The sequence below is a fragment of the Streptococcus sp. 27098_8_74 genome, from assembly GCF_041431705.1.
GTDB lineage: Bacteria > Bacillota > Bacilli > Lactobacillales > Streptococcaceae > Streptococcus > Streptococcus salivarius_E.
Genome location: NZ_JAPVYF010000003.1, coordinates 84,192 through 97,794 on the forward strand (window position 1 = coordinate 84,192; position 13,603 = coordinate 97,794).

Consider the following 13,603-nt stretch of genomic DNA (forward strand, 5'->3'; position numbering starts at 1 on the left):
TTCAATTAACCAAAGAATTTCTTAGCGATTTCTTGACCTTGTTTTATTTTAGTCCATTGTTGTGGTGTTGCCAACTCATTACCTGAGTCACATGAGGCGAAACCACATTGGTGAGAGAGGAAGAGACGTTCTTTTGGAAGGATTTGACTCGCTTTTTCAAGCAAATCGAGGACACGTTCTTCGTCATCAAGGTCAGTAGTTTTAGAAGACAAAAGTCCTAGTACAACTTCAGCTTTGCTGTCTTTGAGGGCTTCGAGAGCTTTGATATCACCAGCGGTGTCGCTATCCCACTCAAGGAAGAAACGATCATAGTGTTGCTCTGCCAAGAACTTCTTAGCAATGGCTTCGTAAGTTCCTTCGGCAGCAGAACGGCTTTCATAGTTACCACGACAGTTGTGTGTCCAAACCGTTAAACCAATTTCGTGAGCATAGTCTACAACCTCGTTATTGATAGCTACAAACTCATCAGCCAATTCTGCCAAATCAGAATTACCTTCCGCAAAGAAACTTGCAGGGTTTGATGGGTCAAAGAGTTCCCAGAGACAGTCGTCAAATTGAACGATTTTTCCACCGACAGCCTTGTATTCTTCCAAGAATTCTTTATAGGCATTAATGATACCTTTTCTGAGGTCTTCATTTGTTTCATAGACTTGTCCAGGACCAGCCAAACGGTCAAAGATAGCAAGTTCAGTGTAGGCATGAGCAGGACCCCAGATAGTTTGTTTGGTATCTTCATCACCAGCTTCAGCCTTAACCAATTTATAGATATCTAGGTAATGGTGGTTCTTACCTGAGAGCGGCTCAGTGATGCGAATACCGATATCTTTACGTGTTTCATATTGACCACCATCATGGTCTTTAAAAGTGTAGCCATGCTCAGCAATGTAGCGTTCAATTCCTTTAAATCCCCAGACAAAGTCTAAATGCCACATAGAACGTCCAAACTCACCATCAGTAAGGATGTCAATACCGTTAGCTTTTTGGTCAGCCACAATTTGCTTAATATCTGCAGTTTCAGTTTCTTGATAACCAGGAAAGGCATCATAGAAAGGATACTGGATGTCGTCACGATGCTCGATTTCGTCCTTATATTTACGGAGATCCGCAGGACGAAGAAGAGAACCGACTAATTGGAATTTAGATTTTGTCATTGTATTTACCTCGAAATGTCTATTTATGTCTATAGTACTTCTTATCTAGACTAATGAAAAATAGTTAATTTCTTTCTGTGGGTATAGTTTAAGACTATATAAAGTTTTGGTCTGCAAAATGATACTTCCTATGGTAAAATGAAAAGAAAACAATGAAGGTTGGGAACATGCAAAAAACATTTTTTATTATTAAACCAGATGCTGTAAAACGACACTTGATGGGACAAGTGATTGATCGTATTGAGCGTCGTGGCTTCATTATTGAACGAATGGAAATGCTGACACTTGACGAAGAACGTCTTAAAGAACATTATGCTCAATTGGTTGATAAACCTTTTTTCCCTAGCATTGCAGAATTTATGATGAGTGGTCCATCCGTTATTGGTATTATTTCTGGTCCAGGTGTTATCAAGTCATGGCGTGATATGATGGGAGCAACCAATCCAGGCGATGCTGTTCCTGGAACGATTCGTGGAGACTTTGCAACCGCACCAGATGGTGACATGATTCCAAATATCGTTCATGGCTCTGATTCAGAAGAATCTGCGGCTCGAGAAATTAAGATTTGGTTTGGTGAGTAGGATGGATTTAGCACAGATTCAATCAGATCTAGTCAAGGGTGGACTGTTAATTGATGTCAGGAGTCCAGAAGAGTATGCAGAAGGACATGTTAAGGATGCCCTCTTAATACCTCATACCCAGTTTTTCTCTGCTGACATTCCAGCTGAAAAAGACGCTTCCATTTACCTCTATTGTAAAATGGGCCCTCGTGCAGAATTTGCTGCATCGGTCCTTAAAGAGAGAGGCTATACTAAGGTGACTAATCTAGGTGGCTTGGACGATATGGAAGCAATAGGTTTTGAATTTGAAGAATAATAGAAATAAGGTCACCTCAAGGTGGTCTTATTTGTTTTCAGAAAAGTTTGATAATTACTTGACAACGTTTTCATAAAGGGGTAGAATTTTAATTGAGTTAAGACAAAGCCTATGAAAAATGACTTTGCCAGAACTTGACTAACTTAGCGTATTCCAATTGAGATAAGGCTTCTTATTAAGCTAGTGACTCTAATTGGTAGAGGAGGATTTCGTATGTCAAAAGTTGCTATTGTTACAGGTGCAGGTCAAGGTATTGGTTTTGCGATTGCAAAACGTTTGGTTGAAGATGGTTTTAAAGTCGGAGTATTGGACTACAATGCTGAAACTGCAGAAAAAGCGGTTGCTGAATTGTCAGCAGATAAAGCATTTGCAGTTGTAGCTGATGTATCTAAACAAGCTGAAGTAGCAGCTGCTTTCCAAAAAGTTGTTGATCACTTTGGCGATTTGAATGTTGTTGTTAATAATGCCGGTGTGGCTCCAACAACACCTCTTGATACAATTACTGAAGAACAGTTCCAACGTACATTTAACATCAATGTCGGTGGTGTTATTTGGGGTGCTCAAGCTGCACAAGCACAATTTAAAGCACTCGGTCATGGTGGTAAAATCATCAATGCAACATCTCAGGCTGGTGTCGTTGGTAACCCTAACTTGACTGTATATGGTGGTACTAAATTTGCAGTGCGTGGTATTACTCAAACTTTGGCGCGTGATTTGGCTGATTCAGGCATCACTGTCAATGCTTATGCACCAGGTATCGTTAAGACTCCAATGATGTTTGACATTGCCCACGAAGTTGGTAAAAATGCTGGTAAAGATGATGAATGGGGTATGCAAACTTTTGCTAAAGATATTACCCTCAAACGTTTGTCTGAACCTGAAGACGTAGCAGCAGCAGTTAGCTTCCTTGCTGGACCTGACTCAAACTACATCACAGGTCAAACTATCATCGTTGATGGTGGTATGCAATTCCATTAAGATTGAAAGGGAGAGCGAAAGGCTCTCTTTTTTTGCTTGATAAAACATAATATTTCTGATAATATAATCGTAATTAATTATGATTTGAGAGGAGCTTTCCTATGTCAGATATTTTACACTATATTGTTGAGCATCCATTTTATTGCCTCTTTCTATTAGGTGTTGTTGTACTAGCCTGTGGTTTAGGGCCATTTTCAAGTAGTTCAACAGAAAACAAGCGCTCTGCAATTATTAATAAGCACTACAACGATACTTTTAAGAAATAAGAAGGACTAAATGAAGTCAGAAAGCAGATATTAGAGATAGGCAAACGCCTGTCTTTTTTGTATAATAGAAAGTAACGATTAGTTTTTTTATAATCACAAGTAAGAACTAGGAAAGATAAAAATGCCAAATATTGAAGAATTAAAACAACGACAGGAGAAGATTCGTAACTTCTCTATTATTGCCCATATTGACCATGGGAAATCAACCCTTGCTGACCGTATTTTGGAAAAGACTGAAACAGTGTCAAGTCGTGAGATGCAGGCGCAACTCCTTGATAGCATGGACCTTGAGCGTGAACGTGGAATCACTATTAAACTAAATGCCATTGAGCTTAACTATACAGCTAAAGATGGTGAAACATACATTTTCCACCTTATCGACACCCCGGGACACGTGGACTTTACTTATGAGGTGTCACGTTCTCTTGCTGCCTGTGAGGGTGCTATCTTGGTGGTAGATGCAGCTCAAGGAATTGAAGCGCAAACACTTGCCAATGTTTACTTGGCACTAGATAATGACTTGGAAATCTTACCAGTTATCAATAAAATCGACCTTCCAGCTGCAGATCCTGAGCGTGTTCGTACAGAGGTTGAAGATGTTATCGGACTAGATGCTTCTGAGGCTGTGCTTGCGTCAGCTAAGGCCGGTATTGGTATCGAAGAGATTCTCGAACAAATCGTTGAGAAAGTTCCTGCACCTCAAGGTGATGTTGAAGCGCCTCTCCAAGCCCTTATCTTTGACTCCGTTTACGATGCTTACCGTGGGGTTATCCTCCAAGTGCGTGTGGTTAACGGAATGGTTAAACCAGGTGATAAGATTCAAATGATGTCTAATGGCAAGACTTTTGATGTTACTGAGGTTGGTATCTTCACACCTAAAGCTGTTGGACGTGATTACCTTGCGACAGGTGATGTTGGTTATATCGCAGCCTCAATTAAGACTGTTGCGGATACTCGTGTCGGTGATACCGTAACACTTGCAGACAATCCTGCTGCAGAGCCGCTCCATGGCTATAAGCAAATGAACCCAATGGTGTTTGCAGGTCTTTACCCAATTGAGTCAAATAAATATAACGACTTGCGTGAAGCCCTTGAAAAACTCCAGTTGAACGATGCCAGTCTTCAATTTGAGCCTGAAACGTCTCAAGCCCTTGGTTTTGGTTTCCGTTGTGGCTTCTTGGGTCTTCTTCACATGGATGTTATCCAAGAACGTTTGGAACGTGAGTTTAACATCGACCTCATTATGACAGCACCATCGGTAGTTTACCATGTTAACACTACTGACGGTGAGATGCTTGAAGTGTCTAACCCTTCTGAGTTCCCAGATCCTACACGTATTGATGCTATTGAAGAGCCATATGTTAAAGCTCAAATCATGGTTCCTCAAGAATACGTAGGTGCAGTTATGGAGTTGGCACAACGTAAACGTGGTGATTTTGAAACCATGGAATATATCGATGATAATCGTGTGAACGTTATCTATCAAATTCCACTTGCCGAAATCGTCTTTGATTTCTTTGATAAATTGAAATCATCAACACGTGGTTATGCAAGCTTTGACTATGAATTGTCAGAATACCGTCGTTCACAATTGGTGAAAATGGATATTCTCCTTAATGGTGACAAGGTCGATGCCCTCAGCTTCATCGTTCACAAGGAATTTGCCTACGAGCGTGGAAAACTTATCGTTGATAAGCTTAAGAAAATCATTCCACGTCAACAATTCGAAGTGCCAATCCAAGCGGCTATCGGTCAAAAAATCGTTGCCCGTACAGATATCAAAGCCCTTCGTAAAAACGTCTTGGCTAAGTGTTACGGTGGTGACGTTTCACGTAAACGTAAACTTCTCGAAAAACAAAAAGCCGGTAAGAAACGTATGAAAGCCATCGGTTCGGTTGAAGTACCACAAGAAGCCTTCTTGTCAGTTCTTTCAATGGACGAAGATGAGAAATAAAAGTAATAGTCAGAATGTGATGTTCTGGCTATTTTTGTAAAAAAGTTATGATAAAGAAGATTTTAAAATTTCCCTTCTTGAAGCGTGGAAGGATTTATACTGCGACTTTACTCACACTTTTCTTTTTAGGAAATGCTTATGTCAAACATAAATTTCATGAAAAAGCTGTAGAGGAATTACAGACTGCTCTAAAAGCGGATAAGGTAACTGACAATGAGATTTTCGGTAGTCGCCATCAGTATGTTGCCATTAGTCAGGAAGAACCCACTTTTTATAATTCTGAAGATAACGTAGCGACTGAGTTGATTGGTAGAAATCATTTTGTTCGCTATTACGATACCATGAGTAGTCTGCATCAAGCTCATTTGGTAGTTTATGATGTTAACAAAGATTTTAAAAAGAAAATTATTAATTTGACTCCATATTTGAAGAAAGCCAAGGATTTTAAGGAAATCAAAGAGTTGACTGTGTCTTTAAGAACGATTGATGGTTATGATTATGTTTTCTTGAGGAATACTCGAAGCGACAAGCAATTCGCTTACAATTTGGATACGAACCAATTTTTAACTAGCAATTTACCAGATTATTCTTATAGTAAGGATGAATTGCTTTATTTTGGTGATAAGAGTTCTGCTCGTAATCAGATGAATGATAGCACCATGTGGGGATATTTAAAGAGAGAAGGAAACTTGGATGAGCTTTTAAGTAAGTCACCAGCCCCAAAGGACAGCTATTTATCTGCTCAGCTAAACCTTATCATAGAAATTGATAATGTGGATACTGCCAAAGAGGAGAGTCAGATTAATCTATTTAATAACAATCCTGGAGTCAAGCATATTTACCAAGTAGTTGTAAATCAGACACCAACAAATAGTAATACAATAAAGAAATTTAAAGTATTGACCCGTCAAGGCAAGGAGGGAGATTTCCCAGCTGGTCCAACTGAGCCATTGAAAAGGAAAGGACCTGATAAGCCAAGTGAACCAAAGAAAGTTTCAGAATTAAATGTTTTTCCTGATTCTATTTTTCCTGTTAAAACTTTAAGTTTCAGTGAGATTCTTAACAAAAAGGCTCAACAAGACTATCAGAAAGACTATCGGGCTTACGAAAAAGCACGTCAAAAAGTTCAAAAGGATTACGATAGGGAATATAATGCCTATAAAAAGCAATTAGCTCAATATGAGTCTTATAGAGATAGAGAGTACGAAAGACAATCACAAATCTATTTTTCTCCTGAAGAGCAAACAAATGATATTTTACATTGGTTAGGGACAAATGGAAAGCAAGCAATTGTAATTTCTGTAGAGGACGGTGCTGGTATTAGGAAGGAAATTCATTCGTTTGCTGATATTAAGGAGTGGGTAGATAAACATGATTACGATAACACTATAAAATCGGACTTTAGAGATTATAAAGAAGCTAAATAAGGATTCATGGGCTTTTAGTCTTTTCAAGAAACCCATTACAAGCATTTTTTTCAGCTTTAGGCTATAATAGACAAAAAGGAATCTTGGGAGGGCCACTATGGATATCATGAGTTTTATCCCCAGTCAGCGACAGGCTATTCTGGAGCGTTTTCAGCAAGTGGAGGCCTTGGGATTAGGCGCAGTTCGTATTGAATTGAAGGTTGCTAATCCTGTTGGCATCATCTATGAGTGCTTTATTTTAGCAGGGGAGAATTATTTTTCTAATCAAGCAGTGGTATCCTTCCGCATTCTCTATGAAAAGGACTTGGAACGCATTTCTTTGGATGTCGTAGATATCCCTGGTCGCTCAAGCTTGTCTAATTATCTCCAGTTAATAGAGATTTTGAAGGCTTGCAAAATTATCTTAATCGAGAGTTTGCTAAGGTAAAAAATACATGAACATCTGATAGTAATCAGGTGTTTCTTTTTGTGATAGAAGTTCAAAATTTCACAATCTTTTTTTCACAAGATTGTCTGAAAACTGTGCTATAATGGTAACAGAATTGTGAAGTGATAAAAGTTTGTGAAAAAACGAGCAGACTTTGACACTTTGTGACTTATACTTGAAAGGAAAATTGGCTCTATCATTTTAGGGCCAGAAGGACTGTGTTCATGTCAGAAGAAAAGCAATTGTATGGTGCGGATTTAGTGGTTGATAGTTTGATCAACCATGATGTTGATTATGTCTTTGGGATTCCAGGTGCAAAAATCGATAGGGTTTTTGATACTTTGGAAGATAAGGGACCTGAATTGATTGTTGCCCGTCATGAGCAAAATGCTGCTTTTATGGCTCAAGGTGTTGGACGTATCACAGGGAAACCCGGTGTAGTATTGGTAACATCTGGTCCAGGTGTCTCAAATTTGGCTACTGGTTTGGTAACAGCGACAGATGAAGGAGATCCTGTTCTTGCTATTGGTGGTCAGGTTAAGCGTGCAGATCTTTTGAAACGTGCCCATCAATCAATGAATAACGTTGCTATGCTTGAACCGATTACCAAGTATGCTGCTGAAGTACATGATGCTAATACCCTTTCTGAAACGGTTGCTAATGCCTATCGCCATGCTAAGTCAGGGAAACCGGGTGCAAGCTTTATTTCAATTCCTCAAGACGTGACCGATGCTCCGGTCAGTGTTAAGGCTATCAAGCCTATGACAGATCCAAAACTTGGTTCAGCATCTGTTTCTGATATTAACTATCTCGCACAGGCGATAAAAAATGCTGTATTGCCGGTCTTACTTTTAGGGAACGGTGCTTCATCAGAAGCTGTAACTTACTCTATTCGCCAGATTTTGAAACATGTTAAATTACCAGTTGTTGAAACTTTCCAAGGTGCTGGTATCGTGTCACGTGACCTTGAAGAGGATACTTTCTTTGGTCGTGTAGGTCTTTTCCGTAACCAACCGGGGGACATGTTGCTTAAGAAGTCGGACTTGATTATTGCCATTGGTTATGACCCAATTGAGTATGAAGCACGTAACTGGAATGCTGAAATTTCAGCACGTATTATCGTAATTGATGTTGAACCTGCTGAGGTGGATACTTACTTCCAGCCAGAACGTGAATTGATTGGCAATGTAGAAGCAACCTTAGACTTACTCTTGCCAGCTATTCAAGGCTACAAATTACCTGAAGGATCAGTTGAATATCTAAAAGGGTTAAAAAATACAGTCGTCGAAGATGTTAAATTTGACCGTCAGCCTGAAGAAGGTACCGTCCATCCACTCGATTTAATTGAAGTTTTACAAGAACAAACGGATGATGATATGACAGTTACCGTTGACGTTGGTAGTCACTATATCTGGATGGCTCGTTATTTCAAATCTTATGAACCACGTCATTTGCTTTTCTCAAATGGGATGCAAACTTTGGGGGTTGCTCTTCCGTGGGCCATCTCTGCAGCTTTGGTTCGTCCTAAGACAAAAGTCATTTCTGTTTCTGGTGACGGTGGTTTCCTCTTCTCAGCACAAGAATTGGAGACAGCAGTTCGATTGAAATTGCCAATTGTTCATATTATCTGGAACGATGGCCATTACAATATGGTGGAATTCCAGGAAGAAATGAAGTATGGTCGCTCTTCAGGGGTTGACTTTGGTCCTGTAGATTTTGTAAAATATGCTGAGAGCTTTGGAGCGAAAGGTTATCGTGCAACAAGTAAAGAGGAGTTTTCTAGCTTGCTCCAAGAAGCCTTGGCTCAAGCTGTAGATGGACCAGTCCTTATTGATGTTCCAATCGACTATAAAGATAATATTAAACTCGGCGAAACTATTTTGCCAGATGAATTTTACTAAAAAGAGGGTGTAGACATGTCTGAAGCCATAAAATTATTTCAATATAATACTTTGGGAGCCTTGATGGCTGGGCTTTATGGAGGTACTTTAACAGTTGGTGAATTGTTGGAGCATGGAGACTTGGGTCTTGGAACATTAGATTCTATTGATGGGGAGTTGATTGTTCTTGATGGTAAAGCCTATCAAGCTAAAGGCTCTGAAGGTAAAGTCGAAGTGGTAGAAGTTTCTCCAGATGAAAAAGTTCCCTATGCAGCAGTCGTACCTCACCAAGCTGAAGTTATCTTCCGTCAACGTTATGAAATGACTGATAAAGAACTTGAGGATCGTATTGAATCTTACTATGATGGGGTTAATCTCTTCCGTTCTATCAAAATTAAGGGTCATTTTAAACACATGCATGTCCGCATGATTCCTAAATCAAATGCGGATATTAAGTTTGCTGATGTTGCCACTCGCCAACCTGAGTACGAGGTAGATGATATTTCAGGTACCATCGTTGGTATTTGGACGCCAGAAATGTTTCACGGTGTGAGTGTTGCTGGTTATCACCTTCATTTTATTTCAGACGACTTGACATTCGGTGGTCACGTTATGGACTTTGTTATTGAAAATGGTATTATCGAAGTTGGACCAGTTGACCAACTCGATCAACGTTTCCCAGTTCAAGACCGTCAGTATCTTTTTGCTAAATTCAATGTCGATGAGATGCGTGAAGATATTACTAAGGCTGAATAAAATTTTTTAAGACATCAAAAATCATAGAAAGAACTTTCCTAGATGATTAGGGAAGTTTTTTTGTTTTTTAAGGTACTTATATATCGAAGTAGTTGACGGATGTAACGAACAGTGATACAATGACTGTGATATTTCGATATAGAAATAAAAAGGAGACAAAATGGACAAGATGCAAGGGGGCTACCAAGCTTTACAGATACGTTTGTTGAACGGGCGTATCTTTCAAAAACTCTTGAGCAAGGAACCAGATGCTCAATACAGAAGTGAACAAGGGAAAATTTTAACAGTCTTATGGCAAAAAGAGCAAGGCAGGGCAACTGCAACTGATATTGCTTTAGCGACGGGACTAGCTAATAACACATTGACCAGCATGATAAAGAAATTGGTCGAGCAAGGCTTGGTTAAGATTGAACAGAGTGACCAGGACAAGCGCAAGAAGTTTGTAGTCTTGACGGAATTAGGTTGGGCGCAAAAAGAAATTGGAGATCGCGTTAGTCAGGAACTGGGAGAGATATTCTACCAAGGCTTTTCGGATAACGAAATCCAAGAATTTGAGGAGTATCAAGAGCGTATAATCTCAAATCTAAAAGCTAAAGAGAAAGAACTTTAAAAAAATAGGGAGTACCTTATGAAAGCAGTTGTTGTGAGCAGTCCAGGTGGACCAGAGGTATTAGAAGTTGTCGAACGACAAAAACCAATTTTGAAGGCCGGTTGGACCTTGGTGAAAATTCAAGGATTTGGTATCAATCACAGTGAAATTTTTACCCGTCAGGGGCTATCGACGTCAGTTCAATTTCCACGAGTTTTGGGGATTGAATGTGTCGGTCTTGTGGAAGAAACGACACGACCGGATTTGAAGTTTGGACAGCAAATCATTTCTATTATGGGGGAGATGGGGCGAGCTTTTGATGGAGGTTATGCAGAGTATACACTTCTCCCAAATGAGCAAATTTATCCAATCAAGACAGAACTTGATTTGGAAAGCTTGATTGCCCTTCCTGAGACCTATTACACAGCTTTTGGCTCTTTTCTTAATCTCAAAATTGAGGAGAAAGATTGCGTGTTAGTTCGCGGGGCAACTAGTGGTGTAGGAATTGCCTTTGCTAGACTGCTTAAAGGAAAATTTCCTGAGATTCACTTGGTAGGAACTAGCCGAAATTTAGCTAAGGAAGACCAATTGAAGGCGGTCGGATTTGATCAGGTGATTTTGGAGAAGGATGGCGTCTTGCAAAGTGAGGAGTCTTTCACAAAAATTCTAGATCTAGTGGGACCTCGCCATATCAAAGATAGTATCCATCACTTAAGTGAAGGAGGAATTATCTGCTCTTGTGGTCAATTAGGTGGCCAGTGGACCTTGGCTGATTTTGATCCAATTGTTGAATTGTCGAAGAATGTTTATTTAACGACCTTTTATTCGGGGAATGTTTCAAATGAAAAGCTCCAAGAGTTGATCGATTTTGTGGAATTGTATCAAGTGGATGTCCGGCCTGAGAAGGTTTATAGGCTAGAAGAGATACAAGAAGCGCACACCTATCTTGAAAGTAGCCAGTCCTTCGGGAAAGTAATTGTGAAAATTGAGGAATAATATGATTGAATATAAAAATGTAGTCCTGCGCTACACGGATACAGATATTTTAAAAGATGTCAATCTCCGTATTGAAGATGGAGAATTTATGGTCCTTGTGGGACCTTCAGGATCTGGAAAAACCACCATGCTCAAGATGATCAATCGTCTTTTGGAGCCGACAGATGGCAATATTTATATGGACGGAAAACGCATCAAGGACTATGATGAGCGAGAGTTACGTCTTTCTACTGGTTATGTTTTGCAGGCCATTGCTCTCTTTCCAAATCTAACTGTCGCTGAGAATATTGCTTTAATTCCAGAGATGAAAGGGTGGACTAAAAGCCAAATAGCCTCTAAAACAGAAGAACTCTTGGACAAGGTAGGTCTGCCTGCTGCAGAGTATGCAAATCGCAAGCCAAGTGAGTTATCTGGTGGGGAGCAACAACGGATTGGAATTGTGCGTGCCATCATTGGAGAACCAAAGATTCTATTGATGGACGAGCCCTTTTCAGCCTTGGATGCCATTTCTCGCAAACAGCTACAGGCTCTCACCAAAGGCTTGCACAAAGAATTTGGTATGACGACTATTTTCGTGACCCATGACACAGACGAAGCCTTAAAATTAGGGGACCGGATTGCAGTGTTGCAAGAAGGAGAGATTGTGCAGGTGGCGGATTCTGATACCATTCTAGCCCAACCAGCCAACGACTTTGTGGCAGATTTGTTTGGAGGTGCTCACCATGTCTAAACTACTTACAACCTTTCAAGAGCGTTTTGGAGACTGGCTCACAGCCCTTGGCCAACACTTGCAACTGTCGTTACTGACCTTGCTCCTTGCTATTTTTCTAGCGGTCCCTCTGGCTATTTATTTAAGTACACGTAAGAGAGCCAGCAACTGGGTTTTACAGGTAGCTGGGATCTTCCAGACCATTCCTTCCATGGCCCTTTTGGGGCTCTTCATTCCCATCATGGGAATTGGAACACTTCCGGCCTTGACAGCTCTCGTCATCTATGCTATTTTCCCCATCCTTCAAAATACCATCACCGGTTTACAAGGGATTGACCCAAGCCTTGAAGAAGCGGGAATCGCCTTTGGGATGACCAAGTGGGAGCGCTTGAAGAAGTTTGAGATTCCCTTGGCCATGCCCGTCATCATGTCTGGGATTCGGACAGCAGCTGTGATGATTATCGGGACGGCTACTCTAGCTGCTTTGATTGGAGCTGGGGGACTCGGTTCCTTTATCCTTCTGGGGATTGACCGCAATAATGCCAGTCTGATTTTGATCGGTGCCCTGTCTTCAGCCTTCTTAGCCATCGCCTTTAACCTTCTTCTCAAATGGATGGAAAAGGCCAAATTGCGGACCATCTTTGTAGCTTTTGCGGTAATGGTTATCGGATTGGGAGTATCTTATACGCCAAGTCTTCTTCCTAAACCTGAAAAAGAAAATCTGGTCATCGCTGGGAAGTTGGGTCCTGAACCGGAAATTCTAGCCAATATGTACAAGATTTTGATCGAAGAAAACACGGACATGGCAGTGACTGTTAAACCAAATTTTGGCAAGACCACTTTCCTCTATGAAGCTCTGAAAAAAGGGGATATTGAGATCTATCCAGAGTTTACAGGGACCGTGACCGAAAGTCTCCTCAAGCCGGCGCCGCAAGTCGACCATGATCCAGAAGCAGTCTATCAAGCGGCTCGAGATGGGATCAAGAAACAAGACAACCTGGCCTTGCTCAAACCCATGGCTTATCAGAATACCTATGCTGTCGCGGTGCCTAAGAAAATTGCCAAAGAGTATGGACTTAAGACCATTTCAGATTTGAAAAAGGTGGAAGGACAACTCAAGGCGGGATTTACGCTAGAGTTTAATGATCGAGAGGATGGGAACAAGGGCTTGCAGAAAGTCTATGGTCTTAATCTACAAGTCTCCACCATGGAGCCAGCCCTTCGCTACCAGGCGATCCAGTCTGGTGAAATCCAGATAACAGATGCCTACTCAACGGATGCCGAGCTTGCTCGCTATGACCTTGTGACCCTAGAGGATGACAAACAACTCTTCCCACCTTATCAAGGAGCTCCCCTCATGAAAGAAGCTCTTCTTAAGAAACATCCAGAATTGGAAGGCATTCTAAACAAGTTAGCTGGTAAAATCACAGCAGAGCAAATGAGCCAGATGAACTACCAAGTGGGAGTAGAAGGTAAACCGGCTGCCCAAGTCGCACATGATTTCTTGGTAAAAGAAGGTGTTATCAAGAAATAATGAAAAATTTGCACAAAAAGTAACTTTTTCAATTAACTTTTCTAGTTACTATTTGTCTGT

General features: G+C 40.6%; 13 protein-coding genes and 1 pseudogene. 13 read left to right on the top strand and 1 reads right to left on the bottom strand.

What is annotated here, in order from left to right; all coding sequences use genetic code 11:
- Positions 1-5 precede the first annotated feature (5 nt).
- Entirely contained in the window at positions 6-1,151 is a 1,146-nt protein-coding gene (locus tag O3670_RS01905) for a cobalamin-independent methionine synthase II family protein (protein ID WP_175057609.1), read from the bottom strand.
- Between the two features lie 167 nt (positions 1,152-1,318).
- Here O3670_RS01905 and ndk point away from each other — a divergent pair, with 167 nt between their 5' ends.
- From ndk to O3670_RS01970, 13 genes and pseudogenes are all read left to right on the top strand, one after another.
- Positions 1,319-1,732 (top strand): nucleoside-diphosphate kinase, encoded by a 414-nt coding sequence (ndk, locus tag O3670_RS01910; protein WP_197016865.1) that lies wholly within the window; start codon positions 1,319-1,321, stop codon positions 1,730-1,732.
- Between the two features lies 1 nt (position 1,733).
- Positions 1,734-2,027: a rhodanese-like domain-containing protein gene (locus O3670_RS01915; protein ID WP_371595741.1), complete on the top strand. Its 294-nt coding sequence runs from the start codon at positions 1,734-1,736 to the stop codon at positions 2,025-2,027.
- 213 nt (positions 2,028-2,240) lie between these two features.
- Positions 2,241-3,005 carry a (S)-acetoin forming diacetyl reductase gene (locus tag O3670_RS01920; protein ID WP_002883902.1) on the top strand — a complete coding sequence of 255 codons (765 nt, stop codon included), beginning with the start codon at positions 2,241-2,243 and terminating at the stop codon, positions 3,003-3,005.
- Positions 3,006-3,106: 101 nt separating this feature from the next.
- Positions 3,107-3,271: a hypothetical protein gene (locus O3670_RS01925; RefSeq protein ID WP_186821187.1), complete on the top strand. Its 165-nt coding sequence runs from the start codon at positions 3,107-3,109 to the stop codon at positions 3,269-3,271.
- A gap of 121 nt (positions 3,272-3,392) precedes the next feature.
- Entirely contained in the window at positions 3,393-5,225 is a 1,833-nt protein-coding gene (lepA, locus tag O3670_RS01930; RefSeq protein WP_003092624.1) for a translation elongation factor 4, read from the top strand.
- Between the two features lie 47 nt (positions 5,226-5,272).
- On the top strand, positions 5,273-6,652 hold the full coding sequence (locus O3670_RS01935; protein ID WP_371595742.1) for a hypothetical protein: 1,380 nt from the start codon (positions 5,273-5,275) through the stop codon (positions 6,650-6,652).
- Positions 6,653-6,749: 97 nt separating this feature from the next.
- Positions 6,750-7,090: pseudogene (locus O3670_RS01940) on the top strand (hypothetical protein).
- Positions 7,091-7,303: 213 nt separating this feature from the next.
- The gene (gene alsS / locus O3670_RS01945; protein WP_021146813.1) at positions 7,304-8,980 is read left to right on the top strand and encodes an acetolactate synthase AlsS; all 1,677 of its coding nucleotides are present in this window, start codon (positions 7,304-7,306) and stop codon (positions 8,978-8,980) included.
- Positions 8,981-8,995: 15 nt separating this feature from the next.
- Entirely contained in the window at positions 8,996-9,715 is a 720-nt protein-coding gene (gene budA, locus O3670_RS01950; RefSeq protein WP_002891043.1) for an acetolactate decarboxylase, read from the top strand.
- 160 nt (positions 9,716-9,875) lie between these two features.
- The gene (locus O3670_RS01955) at positions 9,876-10,325 is read left to right on the top strand and encodes a MarR family winged helix-turn-helix transcriptional regulator (RefSeq protein WP_175062914.1); all 450 of its coding nucleotides are present in this window, start codon (positions 9,876-9,878) and stop codon (positions 10,323-10,325) included.
- A gap of 18 nt (positions 10,326-10,343) precedes the next feature.
- Entirely contained in the window at positions 10,344-11,300 is a 957-nt protein-coding gene (locus tag O3670_RS01960; protein WP_201061673.1) for a zinc-binding dehydrogenase, read from the top strand.
- A gap of 1 nt (position 11,301) precedes the next feature.
- The gene (locus O3670_RS01965) at positions 11,302-12,030 is read left to right on the top strand and encodes an ABC transporter ATP-binding protein (RefSeq protein WP_201061671.1); all 729 of its coding nucleotides are present in this window, start codon (positions 11,302-11,304) and stop codon (positions 12,028-12,030) included.
- The gene (locus tag O3670_RS01970) at positions 12,023-13,543 is read left to right on the top strand and encodes an ABC transporter permease/substrate-binding protein (protein ID WP_371595743.1); all 1,521 of its coding nucleotides are present in this window, start codon (positions 12,023-12,025) and stop codon (positions 13,541-13,543) included. Before O3670_RS01965 ends, O3670_RS01970 begins: the two co-directional genes overlap by 8 nt.
- The last annotated feature ends 60 nt before the right edge of the window (positions 13,544-13,603 follow it).